The organism is Paenibacillus rhizolycopersici, from assembly GCF_014947195.2.
In the GTDB taxonomy this organism is placed as follows: Bacteria; Bacillota; Bacilli; order Paenibacillales; family Paenibacillaceae; genus Fontibacillus; species Fontibacillus rhizolycopersici.
Map to the genome: position 1 here is coordinate 1 of NZ_JADCNN020000016.1, position 19,957 is coordinate 19,957.

Here is a 19,957-nt window from a genome sequence, read left to right on the forward strand (position 1 = left end):
CTTTGATTTGTCTCACGTTACGGGGTCAGTCCCCAAAGGAGAGGCCGGTTTTTAGTTCAAGCTATCCAAAATAATCTCCGACATATATTTGAGCAGTTGGTCACGAAGCTCGGGGTTTTCGAGGGCGTAGTGGATTGATGTCTTGATGAAACCTAATTTCTCGCCGACGTCGTGGCGGGTGCCTTCGAAGTGATAGGCTAATACCCGTTCCTTTTCACCTAGGCGCGATATGGCGTCGGTCAACTGGATTTCCCCGTTGACGCCGATGCGTTGGTTTTCCAGGATATCAAAAATAGCCGGCGTTAAAATGTAACGACCCATAATAGCCAGGTTGGACGGTGCTTTGCCGACTTCCGGTTTCTCCACCAACTGCTTTGCCTGGTAAACGCGGTCCCGAATCCCCACGGGATCAACGATCCCGTATCGGGATACTTCATCCCAGCCCACCGGTTGAACCCCTACGATGGAAGCTTGTTGTTCGTCGTACACCTCGATCATTTGCTTGAGGCATGGCTTGCCGGATTCAACGATATCATCGCCGAGCAGCACCGCAAACGGCTCATCGCCGATAAACTTTCGCGCGCACCAAATGGCGTGGCCGAGACCCTTGGGTTCTTTTTGTCGTATATAATGGATGTCCGCCATTTCCGAGGATTTGCGCACCTCTTCCAGCAGCTGATATTTCCCTTTTTCGTTCAGATTGTATTCCAGTTCAAAAGAGGTGTCGAAATGGTCCTCGATCGCCCGTTTGCCTTTCCCCGTCACGATAATGATATCCTCGATGCCGGAAGCGACCGCTTCCTCCACGATATATTGAATCGTCGGCTTGTCGACGATCGGCAGCATCTCTTTGGGCATCGCCTTCGTTGCTGGCAGGAAACGCGTCCCTAGCCCGGCTGCGGGGATGATCGCTTTGCGGATTTTCATGAAAGCATGACTCCCTCGTTCCAAGAATAATTTCACTGGTTCATTATACCATATCCCTGCCGGTGGTTAGCAAAAAGGACCCCGAGGTTCACCCCCGAAGTCCGACTGAAGTTATAGGTAAGTTAACAACGATTTAGTACATCGGATTTATTGGATCCAGAATTTCCGCCATGTGAAGCGCTGAGGAAGTTTTTCCTCGTTGCGGATCCGATTACCCGGTTCTGGCGTGTGCAGGAAACGTTCGGTGCCGAACTCGATTCTACGATATTCTTGTTCGCCGCCGAGTTCCAGCCGTCCTTGTACACGGGTCACGACCGACTGCATCTCGAGGAATCCTTCAAACATCACTTTCACCCTCCTAAAAGTTTGTGAGCGAAGCTAAAAACAGGTATTTTTGTCGATATCCCTTGCACTAACAAACCCGCTTCGCATCTCATTTGTTTACGCTTTCATTATAGCATATCAGCGATTTTTTGATAACCGATAAAGATCGGTTATCGCCCCTATCCATAACGAGTTCACAAACCTTCCACAAGTTGTATTTGATAGGAAAACAGGTGTCTTTATGGGGTGTAGTCGTCCTTCCGGGGAGGACATTTGTAAGCAGGTTTTGTTCTTTATAAAGAAGAGGATGGGCGGGGCATAGGGAGGATGGTGTGGTAACGGACCTGAGAGGCGTTATTTGCTTAAAGTATGGGGCTGCGGATTTGTAACGGACCCCAGAGACCTTATTTGACACGATATGGACTGAAATTCAACCTTTTGTACTGAATAAGGTCATCTGGGTCCGTTAGGATGGGAAATGTCCGGGAAATCGACGAATAGCGTCGATACAGTCCGTTAGAAGTGGGTGCGATGGCGGTGACGGTCATTGCATTGCACACAATGCAAAAAGAGAGCCCCCACGGCAAATCACTGACGTAAGGGCTCCCTTTGATCTTATTTCACCAGCTGTCCGCGCGTAACGCCGAGTTGGTTGGTCGCTTTGAGTGTTTTCCAGACCTGCGTGCCGCTGATTTCTCCGCGAAGCGCCTTGTTGTAGAGGTCGATGACCTCGTGCACCTGCTCCGGCGTTTCCTCGAGGAATTCGACGCGGTATTTCGCTACGCCGAGCTCGAGAAAATGGCTCAGGTACTCCGCGCCCGACTGCTCGATGGCGTTGTACACCGTGTTGCGGCAGCCTTCGTCTACGCGGACGGGATGCGACATGCCGATCCGGTCCTGCAAGGAAGCGCGATGCTCCTCGCACGGCCGCCCGCAGTTAGTGTAGTCGGTCCCCTCGCTGAGGAAGGTGCAGTACACGCAGTGCTCGGTGTGGAACATCGGCAGATGCTGGTGGATGACAACCTCCATGTCAGCCGTAGGGCTGACCCTGAGCAGATCGACCATCTGCTGGATGTTCAGGTCGTAGGACGGCGTTACCACGTCGCAGCCGACCTCCAGGAACAGCTCGGCCGTCTTGTGATTGGCGATGTTCAGCGAGAAATCGCCGATCAATTGCGGATGCACGGCCGACGGGTTCTCTTGCCGGTGGCGCAAGTAGTAATACAGCGCCCCGGTGTTGCGCACCAGCACCGCGTCGGGCTGGAGGCGCAGGATGTTGTTGTGGTAGCCGTTTTCGCCCGGCATGTGGATGCGCGGCGTCGCCAGCGCAATCCAGGCTCCGGCTGCGCGAACGGCGTCCACCGCTGCCGGGAACTGCTTGATAAACTCGAAGTCGGCGTAGATGTGTGTTACGCCGGCTTCCAGGGCAGCCTGCACCTGCGGCAGGCTGCGGCACAACGCGGCGAGCTGCGCCTCGCCGCGCTTCACAGGCGCTGCGGGCCCGCGGCCCTGCGCCTGCTGCGCCGAAGACGCCCCGCCCGTGGCAGGGGCGTCAACCCCCGCCGCCGCCCGTGCCCATACGGGCGGCTTCGGCCGCTCGGCGGCGAGCAGCTCCACCGCCCGCCGGCGGATGCTGTTCAGCTCTCGCATCGGCAGGATCACGTCGCCATAGAGCTCCGCATCCAGCTTCTCGAGCTGGAACAACGTGCCGCCGAGACGCCCGAACTGCTCTTCGAGCAGAGCGGCGTCCATCGGACGTTTTTGCGCGACCTCGAGCTCGAGCTCCGAGTCGACTTGCACCATCGTCCCCTTCTGCACATCGGTCCAGAAGGTCGAGAGCAGCCCGCCGGCGTGGCCCACCGCCCGCACCTGCACCGGGAAGACGCGGTACGGCTTCTCGGTCTCGTACGTTTGGCGCAGCCGCTTGTCGAGCGCCGGATCATTGGTCTTCCAGATCCGGTCGCCGACATGCACACGGCGCAAATCGACGTCATTCCGGCCCGGCACGATATCGACGATCCAGCCTTCCCCGGCTTCACCCTCCTGCTTCACGCCTTGACGGCGCAGGTCGTAGACGCGTCCGCCTTCTTCTTTTTGCGTCGGATCCCCGGCATCAAAGACGATCCCGTCCCCGCGTTTTAATGGGGCATCCAGCTTGCAGACCACACCGTCGCGCAGCACTTTCTCAACGCGGCCCAGGTACACGCCCCGGCTTTTCGGGAACGTCCCATCCAGCAGCTTCTTATTGTTTGTCCCCTCCAGGAAGCCATGCGTGAAGCCGCGCGAGAAGCTTTGCTGCAGCTCACGGATCTCTTCCTTCGACGGACGGGTATCATCCCCGTCAAAATAACGGTCAATCGCCTTGCGATATTTGCTCACCACGTTAGCGACGTACTCCGGACTTTTCATACGGCCTTCGATTTTAAAAGACGTCACCCCCGCCTCAATCAACTCCGGCATGATGTCGATCGCCGCCAAATCCTTCGGCGACAACAGGTAGGCTACATCGCCCATCGGCTTCTGTTCCCCGTCGACCATCAGGTCGTACGGCAAGCGACAAGCCTGCGCACATTCGCCGCGGTTCGCCGAGCGCCCGCCCCACATCTCCGACGTCAAACATTGACCCGAATAGGACACGCACAGCGCCCCATGCACGAATACCTCCATCGGCAGCTTGGCTTGCTCCCCGATCACCTTGATTTGCTTGAGGTTATTTTCCCGCCCCAGCACCACGCGTTCCATATTCCAAGGCTTCACGAACTCCACCGCTTCCGGAGATGTGATCGTCATCTGCGTCGAGCCATGAATCGGAAAATCCGGGGACAATTCACGAATCAGCTTCACTAGCCCCAGATCCTGCACAATGACCGCATTCACGCCACCGTTAATGCACGCCTCGATCAGTTCCTGCGCATCCCGCAGCTCGTCTTCAAATACGAGAATGTTGAACGTCAGGAAACCTTTGACCCCATAACTGTGTAGAAACGCCATGATTTCCGGCAACTCGTCCATGCGAAAATTATTCGCCCGCGCCCGGGCATTAAACTTCTCCACGCCAAAAAAGATCGCGTCCGCCCCGTTCGCCACCGCCGCCCGCATGCAATCCCAATCGCCAGCCGGCGCCAACAGCTCAACATCCTGCCGCGTTAACGTTGTTTTGCTCATATATGTCCTCCCAAGCCAGCTTCAGCCAGCGTCTATTCTACTTGATTCGGAAATTTCAAAATTAAAGTGTCAACCAACTTATATATTCTAGCAGACATTGCCCGTGCACTCTAGCTTTTCCATCCATTCGCAAGGAAAAACATGGGGTAACCTCATTCTCACTGTCCTCAAGCCCTCTTACGCTTCTTTCCGCGATTATCCCTTTCGTTCAGGAGGGGCCTAACATTCAATTTTCGAGTCGTCCATGACCTGATGCAACGGGATAATCGTCATAAGAGTTGGAACAGCTAGCCTGCCTGTCAAAAAAAGAAGCCGACCAGACCCACAAAGGTCCCATCGGCTTCTCCATGCATTATTTGCCCCGCTGTACCCGCGAAGTCTGAATGATCTCCGCCGCCTGGCGGATGATCTCGTCGAGCGATGCCTCGTCCGTTGCATCGTAATCATCGATGTTCAGTCTTAGCACCGGACAAGCATTAAACTCGTTGATCCAGTTCGCGTACCGTTCATGCATATGCTCCCAGTAGGAGACATCGGTTTGAATCTCCATTTCCCGGCCTCGCAACTGGATCCGGTTCAGGATGGACGTCAGATTCCCTTCCAGGTAGATCAACACATCCGGATGCGGAAAATACGGCGTCATCACCATCGCATCAAACAAACTGGTATACGTTTCGTAATCCGTCTTCGACATCGTGCCTTGATCGGCGTGCATTTTGGCAAAAATTCCGGTATCCTCATAGATCGAACGGTCCTGAACATATCCGCCGCCCGCTTCGACGATCGCTTTTTGCTCTTTAAACCGCTCCGCCAGAAAATAAATTTGCAGATGGAAGCTCCATCGCTCGAAATCGTGGTAGAACTTCTCCAGATACGGATTGGTATCGACCTTTTCCAGCGAGGTGCGAAAGCCGAGTCGGGAGGCCAGCGCGGTGGTCAACGTGGATTTGCCGACGCCGACGGTACCCGCTACCGTAATCAGAGCGTCCTGGGGGATGCGAAATTCATGATTCATCTCTATAAGTGCTCCTTTATTTTGGCAACGATCTGCTCGAAATGCTCCGGATGTTCAACAAAATCCAGCTCATTTCCGTCAATCGTAATAATGACCGTATCCGGTTCCTGCGTTCGAAGCTGCGTAATCGCCGTTTCATAATCCTCAATCAACCGCTCCAGATAACCTGGATCGATGTCCTGCTCAAAGCCGCGCCCGCGTTTTTCAATTCTTTTCAGCAGGGTGGCCAGCTCCGTTTGGATGTACACAATCACATTCGGTTTGGGAAGATCGTCGGTCAGAAGATGATAGATCTGCCGATATTTTTCCCGTTTGTCCCCATGCAGCGTGCGTTGAGCAAAAATCCAGTTTTTATAAATATGATAGTCCGACACGACCGGCAAACCCCGGGACACGTAATTTTGCACCGTATCCTCCAATTGCTTGTACCGGTTGCACAAAAAGAACATTTCCAGTTGGAAGGCCCATTCCTCAATATTTTGATAGAACTTGTCCAGGAACGGGTTCTCGTCCACGATCTCCTTCAACAGGGGATAATCAAACCGCTCAGCGAGCATCGTAGCTAGCGTGGTTTTTCCGGCTCCGATGGCGCCTTCCACGGCGATAAACGGGCATGGCTTCTTCACTTGATGGTCCTCCCACATCTCTCTTGCCTGAAAAAATAGACTTAAACATTGTAACATAGAACCGGCTTCATGGCCTTTTCATTTTTTGATGATAACGGTGGATCTGCGACGATTCGAAATAAGGGATAAACAGGTATTTTTAACTTTTTTTACAGGAATTTCTGGTATTGTGCCGAATTACTGAAAGGATCAGCTTAGTCGATGGGAGGTAAACCGATGAGAAGAAGAGGTATCGTTCGAGCATTGGATGAACTGGGGCGAATCGTATTGCCCATTGAATGGAGAAGAGTATTGGAAATCGAGGAGAAGGACCCCATGGAGTTCTTTATTGACCCCGAATCCCGATGGATCATGATTCGTAAATATCAGTCGCAGATCTGTATGTTCTGCCAGACGATGGATAACCTAATCTATTTCCATGAGAAGTTTATTTGTTCCTCTTGTATTCAGAACCTTCGGCTTCAGGTTGCCTTAGAGCTCAGCCCCTCACCTTTTACGCCGGGAACAGAGGAAGTGGCGGTAGCAGCTACCACCCCCACAAAGGACGTCGCATCCGGTCAATCCAACGACACCCCTCCTTTAAGGAGACGAGGCCGCAGACGTAGTAATGCCTATGAACTGTTGCTAGAAGCCATTCGCACCCATCCCAACTACACCCAAACCGAATGGGCTGGATTGATTGGCATCTCCCAAAGCCGGGTAAGTCAACTTCTCCAAGAAATAAGGGAATCCGAAAAAAACTCCTCCCCCATCAAGGGAAGGAGTAAATAATGCGATGGGCGGGGTTAGTGCGTCACCAGCGGCCGAAAATCATCCCGGCTCGACAGATCCGCATGATAAAATACTACATCCCCGTCTTTCAGCGCGTAGCGGCGCCCGTAAGGGTCCATCACGCTCCGCGCAAAACCTTCCATCCCGGCCCACTGGTTCATCAGCGGTGCACGGATGTATTGGAGATACGGCTTCCCGGTATCCCCGTTCCGAACGGTTTCGATGTTGAAGTTAACGACGATATAACCTTTTTTCAAAAAGATCGCCGAGCGATCCGTCAGCCCCCCATGCGTCCGTCCGTACTCAGCCACGTTCGTGCCCGCCGGAACGGCGTACAATTCGGCCGGAAGGCTGTATTCACCGTACCATCTTTGTACTGCGGCATTCACCCGCGCCGGATCTACGGCGAAGGGAATCCCCGTCTTCGGACCGATCAGTGTGCGTACCCCCGCCGGTAAACGCAGCAGGCTGAAGCTGCCGACCGGCGTTTTTTGCATCGAAGGCTTGTGGATAAACCACTGCACGAATTGACTGCGACCGATCCCGCCCACTTGGTCAAACGTATAGTCGTGATCGTATTGATAGAGCGCCGTATCCGTCAACTCCTCGACAGGCACGTTTCTTAGCCGCTCGTTCAAAATCACGTACCGCTGCACCTGGTCCGATGCCGAACCGATCCGCACGTAACTTTGGCTCCCGGTATGGTAATACAGATCAACGGGCTGCCGCGTTCCACTCGCTGCATCAATGAAATCAAATGAAGGAGTAATCGCGATTTGATCTAAAGGGCTAAACATATTCCCTTTCGTTTTGAGGTCGAATTTGAAATGGTACCCCGTTTTAATGACGGCGTTTTTGTACAGCGGGTGGCTCCCCGGGCGAATCGGCAACGTGTATTGCGTTGGATTGCCTCTTGGCGCCCCATCGATTCCGTTTAACCCGACCCAGTAAGAAGCTCCCGTAGGCGTTCGACTTCCGGTTGCTGACCGAAACACGCCTTCCCAATTGTAATCGACGATATCGGTTACCTGAAAATCATATACCCGCCCGATCACGTCAACCGGCACTGTGCCGTAGGCAATATGATGGCTGAGGTTCAAGTTGGCATTGGTTTGCTCCGTGGCTCCGGGCGGCGCGTTATGCGCTATGCTGCGAAACTCCACGGCATAAAACCCTTCATCCACCCAAACAGGCAGGTAGAAGGCAAATTGCTCCCGAGACTTGTCCACTTCAATCCAGGTGTTTTTGGGATGAAACGCCGCTTTCGTCCCCTCGTACACATCAAACGGGAAGCGAACCTGCTTGCTATCGATGTATTTGAGATAGTCGCGGTTGCCATACCCCAAATCATTCGTATGCTGGCCGCTGTTGGGCATCATCACCGTAAAAGGCCGGTCCAAAATAATCGCCGACCGTCCCGCCGCCGGAGTCGTCTTCTGATTATGAGCCCGATCGTCGGAAACGCCGGGGTACATGACCACGGGTGTATGTACGGTAACGCTGTTGATGCCGTAGATGGGGAAGCTTTTGTCAGATCCGCCATTGATATTGCCGCTCATGAGCCCATAATAAATCGTCCCGGTGCTCGGCTGATCCGCTTTGTTCGTCTTGCTGGTGGGAATGACATGTCCCGGACTGTAAAGCACGTTGTTGGAGATTTGCGTTGCCGTGGGGATCTGCCCCGGGCGTTGTCCAGCACGTTCCGTCTGGGAGCCGTTCATTACCGCACTTCCGTTGAAGGTGAGGCTGTCGTTTTTAACCTTGACCTCATCAACGGCGTCCTCGGCATAGGAATTCAGGTTTTCTCCGCTGACGTCCGGTTTCGTCTTCCCGCCCGACCTGCTTCCGGACGGCGCTTCTACTGTGCTCGGCGGCGATGGTGGAGTATATCCGCTGGATTTCGATGTAGCGTAGCTTGGCGGCGAGTACCCGCTGGGTGAAATCCGAATGCCGTTTCCTTCAAACGCATAGTTTTGCAGCGCTGCCTCGTTGATTTTGTAAACCTCCAGGTTATCAATAACCCAGAAGGAATACTTTCGCTCGATCGTATACGACTTCGTCACCGTTTCGCTGGCCGACTGCGGATCAGGTTCGGTGTGCTTATTCCCCTTCTCGTCCGTGACTTCCTTCCCGGGATCCCAGGTCAGTTCATACGTACGGTTCACCGTAATATCAAAGCTGCACGTCCCGCTCATTTCCACGAATTTATTTTTGGATAAGTAGCTTTTCGCAAGTACGTTTCCATACAAACTCTCCGTCGTCGGAATCCCGTCCAACACATTAAACCTCTCACTCCCTCGGCTGTCCGCCCGTATGACCGCGCTAACAGAGGGATCATTCAGCGGAACGTCGATGGAGTTGCCGCTGGGGGCGGGGGAGGTGCATTGGCTGGTAGGGTTACCCGGATCTCCGCCAGGCGGCGATCCCTGCTTATCATAATAGTAGTAGACGTAATAAGTTGAGAAATTCCCCTCATACTTGAACCCTTGCGGGTCCCCCTCATCCTCCGTTGGGCCTCCCTCCGGTTCTTTATCAATCCTTTTTTGATAGCCCATGTAGGTATAGTTTGGTGGAGGGGGATCCAGATGTTCGGCTTGAAAAGGCTGTTTCATAACGAGTTTATGCGTTTCATTCTTAAAGCCATCAACCCCGTCCAGCGGCGACCCGGTGGTGGTGAAGTATTTGATTACAGCTTGTCCTTCCTCCGGTTCTAAAGTGAACTCGAAGAGAATCGGGAAGTAGTAGCGGTAGGCTTTAACTCCGGCTCCAAATTCGCCAGGGCTGTGTTCTAGGGCTATTACGTCGTATATGTCTGGTGAATAAAGCCGGCCTGTAACACCTAAGCGAAAGGAAATATTACTTGTTCCTCTCCCCTCTATACCCTCAGCTGCTCCCACTGAGATGACTTGAGAAAAATAGTTTTCTAAATCATTCATATTTCCAGCTCTTGAGTTAGCAAAATACTCATTATGTTTCGGATTACTTGGCGAAAACTTTTGAATTTTTACATCCAATACTTTTCGTCCGGGAAAAGGAAAGTTATAGTTGTGAAACAACTCATCGCTACCGACGGTTTCCCCGGGGGCCTTAGTAATCCATTGCCCTGCGGAATTAGACCATATTTCGTAAGACATAAATCCGACGGCATATCGTTTGTTCGGATCACCTGATGGGTCTTTATATGGTGTAATGTGAGCATTACCGAAATCCGAACTTGATGCAGATTCAGCTCGTTCGGAAGAATTAAATATTGCGATCATTATAAATGTAAAAACAAAGCAAATAGCTTTCCAACCTATTTGCTTGAACAATATATAACACCACCTTAATTAGTTCCCAAATTCATTTTTGACAAAAACAGCAGCGTCCGAGTCGACATCTAGCCCAACATAATCTATATTTTTCAGCTTCAACTTTAAATAATTTTTTTCTCCAAGCAAATCTTCATCTTTTCTAGCTATAATTTGATGATATTTAATCCTTAAATCATTATCTTGGGTAGTTCTCTCCCGAAGTCTAACAACCTCCCCCCTATACTTTAGAGGCTCACCTTTTTGCAATAGATAATAATTAGTGCCTATTTGTGACTTGCTATCCGAAATCGAACGAATAAATTCTGTTTTATCAGTTAACTGAGCATAATCAATCCGATAAATAATTTCATTTTCGAACTGTATCGGAAAATCATCTTTACTTAGAATGCGAACCTGAGAGTAAGTGATATTGCCGAATTTCAGAACATATTCGCCCTTCTTAAACAAATCCAAATAAGGCTCAATAGACACCGGCTTTGCCACATCCTCCAATTTAGGGACTTCTGTGCTGCCGATCCATATGTACTGATTTACGCCATCCCATTTTATGGTTTCACCTAACGCCTGGCTGACAAAACGAAGCGGTACCAGCGTCCGCCCGTTGACGGCAACCGATGGAGTATCCAAGGTAACGGTTTCCCCGTTAACGGTCGCTGTTCTCCCTCCAATCGTCATGGCGATTTGGCGGTCACCTTTTTCTATCGATATGTTCTTTCCGGTTAACGTCAACTTACCGCCAAGTTTATCCGTTACAAATCGCAATGGTATTAGGGTAGTTCCATTATTGATTTGCGGACGGACATCCGGGAAGGCAACTCTGCGAGCATCAACCAGCACCTCAATGGACATGTTTTTTACTTTTGGAATATCTGCGGAAGCCGCATTAGTGACTTGTCCAAAGTTCAACCCTAAAAGAATGAAGCTACACAAACCTATTATTAGCTTTTTCTTCACTTCCATCACTCCCATGAAATTTTATTTCTTCACCCACTTCATAGTAATAGTCCCTATCACACTCCCCATTGCTCGCATAATTTTCCTGAGATACAATAAGGATAAAGAAGGGACGAGGCACATTCGCCCCTCCCGGAAAAGGATGTTGCCCTAACGTTTGCGGCGGTGGGAGCCATCCTTTTTTTTCTTTTGTCCGCAAACAGCATCTATTTAGGAAAAATATGCCTCCTCACTTATTCGCTACCCTCTTCTATACACCTCCTTTGTTCTTGCTTTTCTGATAAATTCATCCATTTAAGAAAACAAAAAAACACACCTCGCCATCGGATTGATGTCAAGGTGTGCTTCACCTGCCCTTTATTATAATCCATATCCTGTAAATTGAAAAGACACTCCATCCCTCCAAAAGGAATAAAGTGTCCTGGCTTATTTCATAGGATGAAATATGTATCCCTCGTTCTGGCTTAACTAAACCAAGTTTTGATCATAATTGCATCGGACGCCAAAAAGACCAACAGGCTGATGATCCCGAAAGCGATCGCGAACAAGTTCTTCTTCGGGCGCTGGGTCACCAAGCGGATGACGCCGATCAAAATGATGATCGTAAACAAAATCATAAAAATATCAAACCCGTTAAATGTCGTTGTTTTTGCCGTTTCTTGCGCTGCTTCGAGCAACATCGCGAAACCTCCTCTTGAAATCCACGAAATCACAACTCTTCTTCTATGTTATCTTCCCTCCGGTTCGGATGCAAGAGGAAAGACAAGTTTTTGTCAAACTTTTCGCTAAAAACATGCATTCGCCGTCGGTTTTAACCCTTATTTTGTGTTAGAGGTCATTGACATATGTATTATCATCAGATCTTTAGTTGTTCATAAGTAAGTTTTATGTCCAGAAGTCCCTTTCATTATTTACGCTATATCTCAACTATGGTACCATGAAAATTAACATTATTCATAGTTTTGTTGTCGGAATTAACAAGCTCAAGGAATCAAAGGGAGGTTATCGCATGGCGTATGAACCGATATGGACCGCAGAGCCGGAGAAACTCAACAAATTTGAATTCGTCAAATTGGAAAAAGACGGCCTGGACGTGATCCGTACGATAATTGAAGAGTATGCGGTTAAAGGGTTCGACTCCATTCCAGCGGACGATATGGACCGTTTCAAATGGGCCGGCGTATATCAGCAAAAGCCGAAAGACGGACATTTCATGATGCGCGTGCGCATTAATACAGGGATCATGACCACCGCGCAGGCGCGTGCCCTGACGGACATTGCCCGCTTATACGGACGTGACCTGGTGGACGTGACGACACGTCAAGCCATTCAATTCCATTGGCTGCGCGTGGAGCATTTACCGGATATTTTTAAGCGGCTAGATGAGGTTGGCTTGTATTCCTACGAGGCTTGCGGTGACTGCCCGCGTACGATCGTCGGCAACCCGCTCGCCGGAATCGACAAGGATGAATTGATCGATACGACGGAGATCGTCGAAGAGGTCAACCGATTTTTCCTGTTGAATCGGGACTTCTCTAATTTGCCGCGAAAATATAAGATGTCGATCTCCGCAAACGTCTATAATAACGCACAAGCGGAAATCAACGATTTGGCCTTAACACCGGCGATTAAAGTGATTGATGGCAAGGAAGTTATCGGGTTTCATGCCTTGGTTGGCGGCGGTTTATCCGCAAAGCCACATTTGGCCAAAACGCTGGACATATTCGTAAGACCGGAGGAAGTGCTAAAGGTAGCGATCGGGGTCACCACGATATTCCGTGATTACGGATACCGGGAGAAACGCCATCAAGCCCGCCTGAAATATCTGGTTGCCGACTGGGGACCGGAGAAATTCAAAGATAAACTAGTCGAGTTGGTTGGCGAGCTGGAATCTCGCGGGGAAGACAAAACCGTCGGCTGGCAAGCAGCCTACTTTGACGGAGTACATCCACAGAAGCAAGAAGGGCTTAACTATATCGGTCTCAACGTACCGGTGGGGCGGTTAAATGCCGATGAGCTGGAGCAATTGGCCGACGTGGCTGATCAATACGGTGACGGCAAAATCCGTACCACCATGTCTCAAAATATTTTGCTTAGCGGTATCCCTGACGACAAAGTGGAGGAAGCCCTTCAGGCACCGGTACTGCAACGGTTAACGCCGTTTCCGAAGCACTTTATGAGCCGGACCGTCTCCTGCACGGGCAATGAATTTTGCAACCTGGCCATCGTGGAAACGAAGCAACGCGCGGTCGAAGTGGCGGAGTATCTGGACGCACATGTGGCTTTGGACGAGAAGGTTCGAATCCACTTTATCGGCTGCCCGAATGCCTGCGGACAGAAGCACATCGCCGATATCGGATTGCAAGGCTCTTTGGTTAAAACGCCGGAGGGCATGGTCGATGCGTTCGACATTGCAGTAGGCGGTACCTTGGGTGGTGGAGCAAATGGTCCACAAGCCCAGTTTAACCAAGCACTGAAAGGACGCGTTAAAGGCGATCAAGTTGCCTATGTCCTTGAGCAGTTGCTGCTGTTCTACAAAACGAATCGGAATGCCTCCGAGTCCTTCCATGATTTCGTCCTTCGTGTTGGAGTCCCGGCGTTCCAAGAGCAATTAAGCCAGATCTTGGAGGCGGGAATCGCCTCGTAAACCATTTTAATTCATGCTGAATTTGTGATATTATGGGAATTAGAAGGATACATTAAAAAAGAGCGGAGATGCGCGAACATCTCCACTCGGCAACAGCCGCTTTTAAGGGCGGTTGACTGTGAACGGTTTTGTCTACTGAAATAGACCGGTACCTTGTTCGGGGCGGTCTATTTCTTTTTGCTTTGGTTCAGTGCCATGACGATCGTAACGATCAGCCCGATCAGTGCAACATGAAGCGCACCAAAGCTAATCATTAACGCCAAAGCATCTTTTACCTCCACAGGCATCACCTCCTTTACAGGAGACTAGCCGACCGCCCTTGCAGCCATTCTGTTGTTAGTGTAATTATACCATTATTGGAATATATTAATAGCCAAAGAAGCAGCCTCAATTTAAAGAGACTGCTTCTTTTTATCTTCTATACGACTTCCCGATCCTTCTCTTCCATTAAGCTTAATCCCGCGGTGCGCTTGGCATCCCGCTTAAGAATTGGAGCCAGGTAACGTCCGGTGTAGGAATTTTCGACCTTTACAATGTCCTCCGGCGTACCGGTGGCAATTATCGTTCCGCCGCCGCTGCCGCCTTCTGGGCCTAAGTCGATCAGGTAGTCGGCCGTCTTGATCACGTCCAGGTTATGCTCAATGACAAGGACCGTTTCCCCGGAATCAACGAGGCGATGAAGCACGTTGAGCAAACGATCGATGTCATCGACATGCAAGCCGGTCGTAGGCTCGTCAAGGATGTAAATCGTTTTGCCCGTGCTGCGTCGATATAATTCCGAAGCCAATTTCACGCGCTGGGCTTCCCCACCAGACAACGTTGTAGCCGGTTGCCCCAGGGTGACGTAACCCAAACCAACGTCCAGCAGCGTTTGCAGCTTACGATGAATCTTCGGAATGTTTTGGAAGAAGTCTGTGGCATCCTCGATCGTCATCTCGAGCACGTCGGCAATACTCTTGTTCTTATACTTCACTTCCAACGTCTCCCGGTTATACCGTTTGCCTTTGCAGACTTCACAAGGAACGTACACGTCGGGCAGGAAATGCATTTCAATCTTGATGATCCCGTCCCCTTTGCAAGCTTCGCAGCGGCCGCCTTTGATGTTGAAGCTGAAGCGTCCTTTCTTATAGCCGCGCACCTTCGCTTCGGTCGTTTGGGAGAACAGATCGCGAATGTCGTCGAACACCCCGGTGTACGTTGCCGGATTGGAACGTGGCGTACGACCGATTGGAGATTGGTCGATATCGACGACCTTATCCACATGATCAAGCCCTTTGATCTCCTTGTATTGCCCCGGACGTACTCTCGCTCGATTTAAATCACGAGCCAATGTTTTATACAAGATTTCGTTGACGAGGGTCGACTTGCCGGAACCAGACACCCCGGTCACTGCCGAAAATACGCCGATCGGGAATTTCACATTGATGTTCTTCAGATTGTTCTCCTTGGCCCCTTTGACCTCCAACCAGCGGCCGTCCGGTTTGCGCCGCGATGCCGGCACCGGAATAAACTTCTTGCCACTTAAATACTGGCCGGTCAGGGAACGTGGGTCATCCATGACTTCCTGCGGTGTACCTTGCGAAATCACTTGGCCGCCGTGGATACCGGCTCCAGGTCCGATATCGATAATATGATCCGCTGCCAGCATCGTATCTTCATCGTGTTCAACGACAATCAACGTGTTGCCGAGGTCACGCATGTGGTTCAGTGTGGAAATCAACTTATCGTTGTCCCGTTGGTGCAGCCCGATGCTCGGTTCGTCAAGGATATACAGGACGCCCATCAGACTGGATCCGATCTGCGTAGCCAGCCGGATACGCTGCGCTTCGCCGCCGGATAACGTGCCAGCCGCCCGGCTGAGCGTCAGGTATTCCAGACCAACGTTCACCAAGAACCCGAGCCGACTATTGATTTCCTTCAAGATCAGATTGGCGATGGATTTTTCCTTTTCCGTGAGCTCCAGTTTATCAAAAAACTCTCTTGCATCGCCAATCGACAAGGACGTCACGTGCGCGATGTTTTGGTTGTTGACCGTGACTGCGAGGACTTCCTTCTTCAACCGATCACCATGACAGGTACTGCAAGGTTTAGAGCCCATAAACTCCTCAATGAACTCACGAATGCCCTCCGAAGCGGTATCGCGATAACGCCGTTCCAGGTTTGGAATGACCCCTTCAAATGTCACATAGGCATCTCTACTCATACCGAAGTCATTCTCATAACGGAACCGAACCTTCGTATCGCCGGTTCCATACAGCAGCTTGTCCATCTGCTCCGCCGTTAGCTCGGAAACCGGAACATTTTGCGGAATATGAAAATGCTCGCAAACCGATCTCAAAAACTGTGGATAGTAGTTGGAGGTGCCACCCGCCCACGCTTCAAAAGCGCCCTCCTCAATGGATTTGGACGGATTGGAGACAAGCAAGTCCTTATCGATGATCATCTTCACGCCAAGTCCATCACACTCCGGACAAGCCCCAAACGGGCTGTTGAACGAAAACATCCGCGGCGACAGCTCCTCCATGCTAAACCCGCAAATCGGGCAAGCATAGTTGGAGCTAAAGCGAAGCTCCTCTTGGCCGATTATATCGACGAGGATTTGTCCGCCGGACATCTTAAGCGCGGTTTCGATGGAATCCGCTAGTCGGCTGCGTGCATCTTCCTTCACGACAATCCGGTCGACGATGACCTCGATCGTGTGCTTCTTATTCTTCTCGAGTTCAATATCCTCCGACAAGTCGCGTTGTTCGCCATCCACCCGAACCCGAACGAAACCTTGTTTGGCGATTTCACTGAATAAGCTTTTGTGCTCACCCTTTTTGCCGGAAATCACCGGAGCTAGAATCTGCAATCTCGTCCGTTCCGGATATTGCATAATACGATCAACCATTTGCTCTACGGTCTGCGACGTGATCTCAATGCCGTGCTCCGGACAGTGCGGATGGCCAATCCGAGCAAACAAGAGACGGAGATAGTCATAAATTTCCGTGACCGTACCCACCGTTGAACGGGGGTTACGACTTGTCGTTTTCTGGTCGATGGAAATGGCCGGGGACAATCCTTCGATCGAATCCACGTCCGGCTTATCCATTTGCCCCAAGAACTGCCGCGCATACGCGGATAGCGACTCAACGTAACGACGTTGTCCCTCCGCATAAATGGTATCAAAAGCAAGCGAGGACTTGCCGGAGCCGCTCAGCCCCGTAAGCACGACAAATTTGTCGCGCGGTATCGTGATATCTATGTTTTTCAGATTATGCGCTCTGGCGCCTTTAATGACGATACTCTCACTACCCAACAACTTCATCTCCCTTTTTTAGATGATGTTTAAAAATCGGCTTCCCATCACGATGTTATTCGTAGGAGCGTATTCGGCATCGAATCTTGAATTCAGTCGGTCGCTCCGTTGCTCACGTAGGTCTGTCTACGCTCCGCTACTCCCTCTCTCCTTCATCCAACCTTCTCGGTGCTGATAACCCGATTTTTAAACTTGATTGAACTTTTTCAAACCAACTTCCCATCACGATGTTATTCGTAGGAGCGTATTCGGCATCGAATCTTGAATTCAGTCGGTCGCTCCGTTGCTCACGTAGGTCTGCCTACGCTCCGCTACTCCCTCTCTCCTTCATCCAACCTTCTCGGTGCTGATAACCCGATTTTTAAACTATGATTGAACTTTCTCAAACCAACTTCCCATCACGATGTTATTCGTAGGAGCTATTCGGCATCGAATCTTGAATTCAGTCGGTCGCTCCGTTGCTCACGTAGGTCTGCCTACGCTCCGCTACTCCCTCTCTCCTTCATCCAACCTTCTCGGTGCTGAAAACCCGATTTTTAAACTATTATAGTAACCTAACGGAACGTAGAGACGTTATTCGATCATTTCCCGGATATTTCCCGGTTTAACGGAATACAGAGACCTTATTGGGCGTATATCTCTGCGTTTACGGTCAGCTCGAGTAAATAGCGTCTCCTCGTTCCGTTAGAATGAAAAACGGTAGTTCTTAGAGCTAATAAGGTCGCTCAGTTCCTTTACAATGGTTCGTGCCCCCTGGTCGAAGCCAACAACGGCGGAAGACGGCGACGACAGGATCCGGTCCGAGCGATCAAGGCCGGCCTTCCCCGCTCGAATCCGGTCAACGATGCTACCTACAGCAACCGGCTCGCGGCCAATAGTCACCCCCATTTAGAGGGGCAGCACTCTGACAGCCATCACTCAGCCCGCAGCTCTAAAATCGCGTCACGCAGCTCCGCGGCGCGCTCGAATTGCAGATTCTTGGCCGCTTCCTTCATCTCGACTTCCAGACGACCGATCATCGCTTCGCGGTCGCGTTTGGACATCTTGCCTTTGGCGTCGGCCAGATAATCGGCTTTGCTCTCCGCCACCTTAGTCGCCTCGATCACGTCGCGGACCTTCTTGCGAATCGTCTGCGGCGTGATACCGTGCTCCTCGTTGTAAGCGATCTGAATGCTGCGCCGCCGTTCGGTCTCCTTGATCGCCCGATCCATCGACTCCGTGATCGAGTCGCCGTACATTAGCACTCGGCCGTCCGAGTTCCGCGCGGCCCGACCAATGGTCTGGATCAGCGATCGCTCCGAGCGCAGGAAACCTTCCTTGTCGGCGTCCAAAATCGCCACCAGCGACACCTCCGGCAAGTCGAGACCTTCCCGCAGCAGGTTGATCCCAATCAGTACATGGAACGTCCCCAGCCGCAGGTCGCGCAAAATCGTCATCCGTTCCAACGTTTTGATATCGGAATGGAGATACCTGACTTTGATGCCGACTTCCTTCAGGTAATCGGTCAAATCCTCCGACATCTTCTTGGTCAGTGTTGTTACCAGTACGCGTTCATCTTTAGCGATACGGTCGCGGATTTCCCCGATCAAATCGTCGATCTGTCCCTTGGTCGGCCGTACCTCGATAATTGGATCCAGCAGACCCGTCGGACGGATGATCTGCTGCACCATCGTAGGGCAATGCTCCAGCTCGTAAGGCCCCGGCGTTGCCGATACGTAGATCAGCTGCGACGCTTTCTCTTCAAACTCCTCAAACCGCAGCGGGCGGTTATCCAGCGCCGACGGCAAGCGGAAACCGTGGTCCACCAGCACATTTTTACGCGCTTGGTCACCATTGTACATCGCTCGGATCTGCGGCAGCGTAACGTGGGATTCGTCGATGACGATCAGCATATCATCCGGAAAATAATCCATCAACGTATACGGCGTCGCCCCCCGCTCCCGGAAAGTTAACGGTCCTGAATAGTTCTCGATCCCGGAGCAGAAGCCGACCTCCTTCATCATTTCGATGTCGTAGCGCGTCCGCTGCTCCAGCCGCTGGGCTTCCAGCAGTTTCCCCTGCGCACGGAACACCTCCAGCCGTTCTTCCAGTTCACGTTCGATGTTCGTGATGGCGATCTTCATCGTCTCTTCTTGAGTAACGAAGTGAGACGCCGGGAAAATCGCGATATGCTCGCGTTCGCCAACCAGCTCTCCGGTCAACACATCAATTTCCGTGATCCGCTCAATCTCGTCGCCAAAAAACTCCACGCGTACCGCCTGCTCGCCCCGGGATGCCGGGAATATCTCCAGCACATCGCCGCGCACCCGAAACGTCCCGCGCACAAAGTTCAAATCGTTCCGTTGATATTGGATATCCACCAGCCGGCTCAAAATCTGGTTGCGCGGCTTCTCCATCCCTACTCGCAGCGACAGCACCAAATTACGGTATTCCATCGGCGAACCGAGACCGTAAATACACGAAACGCTCGCCACGATGATAACGTCCCGCCGCTCAAACAACGAACTCGTCGCCGAGTGACGTAATTTATCGATTTCTTCATTAATGCTGGAATCTTTCTCGATATAGGTGTCGGAGGAAGGAATGTAGGCTTCCGGCTGGTAGTAATCGTAGTAACTAACGAAGTAGTCAACCGAGTTATTGGGGAAAAATTCGCGAAACTCGCTGGCCAGCTGCGCCGCCAAAGTCTTGTTATGCGCGATGACGAGGGTGGGCCGTCCGAGCTTCGCGATCGTATGCGCGATCGTAAACGTCTTTCCTGTCCCGGTCGCCCCGAGTAACGTCTGGTGCTTCTTTCCAGCGAGTGTACCCTCTACCAGTTGTCGCACCGCCTCCGGTTGGTCCCCTTGTGGTGTATATTCGGAGATCAGCTCGAATTTATTGTCGCTAACCACGATTTCACTCATTGTCCAACAT

Annotated in this window: 13 protein-coding genes; 2 read left to right on the forward strand and 11 right to left on the reverse strand. The window is 51.4% G+C overall.

Translation table 11 applies throughout. The features are described 5' to 3' along the window. Window positions 1–51: 51 nt before the first annotated feature. The 5 genes from galU to IM700_RS16180 all read right to left on the reverse strand — a co-directional run bounded on the left by galU (window position 52) and on the right by IM700_RS16180 (window position 6,057). Window positions 52–927, reverse strand: a complete 876-nt coding sequence (gene galU / locus IM700_RS16160) for a UTP--glucose-1-phosphate uridylyltransferase GalU (protein ID WP_155608180.1) — start codon at window positions 925–927, stop codon at window positions 52–54. A gap of 147 nt (window positions 928–1,074) precedes the next feature. Beyond that, the gene (locus IM700_RS16165) at window positions 1,075–1,272 is read right to left on the reverse strand and encodes a hypothetical protein (RefSeq protein ID WP_155608181.1); all 198 of its coding nucleotides are present in this window, start codon (window positions 1,270–1,272) and stop codon (window positions 1,075–1,077) included. Window positions 1,273–1,866: 594 nt separating this feature from the next. Next, a complete protein-coding gene (locus IM700_RS16170; protein ID WP_193417874.1) occupies window positions 1,867–4,416 on the reverse strand; it encodes a U32 family peptidase in 2,550 nt (849 codons plus the stop codon). A gap of 352 nt (window positions 4,417–4,768) precedes the next feature. Next, on the reverse strand, window positions 4,769–5,431 hold the full coding sequence (locus tag IM700_RS16175; protein ID WP_193417876.1) for a deoxynucleoside kinase: 663 nt from the start codon (window positions 5,429–5,431) through the stop codon (window positions 4,769–4,771). A 2-nt stretch (window positions 5,432–5,433) separates the two neighbouring features. Beyond that, window positions 5,434–6,057 (reverse strand): deoxynucleoside kinase, encoded by a 624-nt coding sequence (locus IM700_RS16180; RefSeq protein WP_244868382.1) that lies wholly within the window; start codon window positions 6,055–6,057, stop codon window positions 5,434–5,436. 216 nt (window positions 6,058–6,273) lie between these two features. On the opposite strand from IM700_RS16180, the gene IM700_RS16185 reads away from it, so the two are divergent. Continuing rightward, window positions 6,274–6,828: an AbrB/MazE/SpoVT family DNA-binding domain-containing protein gene (locus tag IM700_RS16185; RefSeq protein ID WP_193417878.1), complete on the forward strand. Its 555-nt coding sequence runs from the start codon at window positions 6,274–6,276 to the stop codon at window positions 6,826–6,828. Between the two features lie 14 nt (window positions 6,829–6,842). Here the strand turns inward: IM700_RS16185 and IM700_RS16190 are convergent, their stop codons facing one another. From IM700_RS16190 to IM700_RS16200, 3 genes are all read right to left on the reverse strand, one after another. Next, window positions 6,843–9,764 carry a DUF5704 domain-containing protein gene (locus IM700_RS16190; RefSeq protein ID WP_239483972.1) on the reverse strand — a complete coding sequence of 974 codons (2,922 nt, stop codon included), beginning with the start codon at window positions 9,762–9,764 and terminating at the stop codon, window positions 6,843–6,845. Window positions 9,765–10,157: 393 nt separating this feature from the next. Then, window positions 10,158–11,096, reverse strand: coding sequence for a stalk domain-containing protein (locus tag IM700_RS16195; protein WP_193417880.1), 939 nt, complete (start codon window positions 11,094–11,096; stop codon window positions 10,158–10,160). 464 nt (window positions 11,097–11,560) lie between these two features. Continuing rightward, on the reverse strand, window positions 11,561–11,776 hold the full coding sequence (locus IM700_RS16200) for a hypothetical protein (protein WP_155608185.1): 216 nt from the start codon (window positions 11,774–11,776) through the stop codon (window positions 11,561–11,563). Between the two features lie 329 nt (window positions 11,777–12,105). On the opposite strand from IM700_RS16200, the gene IM700_RS16205 reads away from it, so the two are divergent. Beyond that, window positions 12,106–13,743 (forward strand): nitrite/sulfite reductase, encoded by a 1,638-nt coding sequence (locus IM700_RS16205; protein WP_193417882.1) that lies wholly within the window; start codon window positions 12,106–12,108, stop codon window positions 13,741–13,743. A gap of 167 nt (window positions 13,744–13,910) precedes the next feature. On the opposite strand, the gene IM700_RS23265 is transcribed toward IM700_RS16205, so the two are convergent. From IM700_RS23265 to uvrB, 3 genes are all read right to left on the reverse strand, one after another. Next, entirely contained in the window at window positions 13,911–14,024 is a 114-nt protein-coding gene (locus IM700_RS23265; RefSeq protein WP_244868384.1) for a putative holin-like toxin, read from the reverse strand. Window positions 14,025–14,161: 137 nt separating this feature from the next. Continuing rightward, a complete protein-coding gene (gene uvrA / locus IM700_RS16210; protein WP_193417884.1) occupies window positions 14,162–17,041 on the reverse strand; it encodes an excinuclease ABC subunit UvrA in 2,880 nt (959 codons plus the stop codon). Window positions 17,042–17,955: 914 nt separating this feature from the next. Continuing rightward, a complete protein-coding gene (uvrB, locus tag IM700_RS16215) occupies window positions 17,956–19,947 on the reverse strand; it encodes an excinuclease ABC subunit UvrB (protein WP_193417886.1) in 1,992 nt (663 codons plus the stop codon). Window positions 19,948–19,957 lie beyond the last annotated feature (10 nt).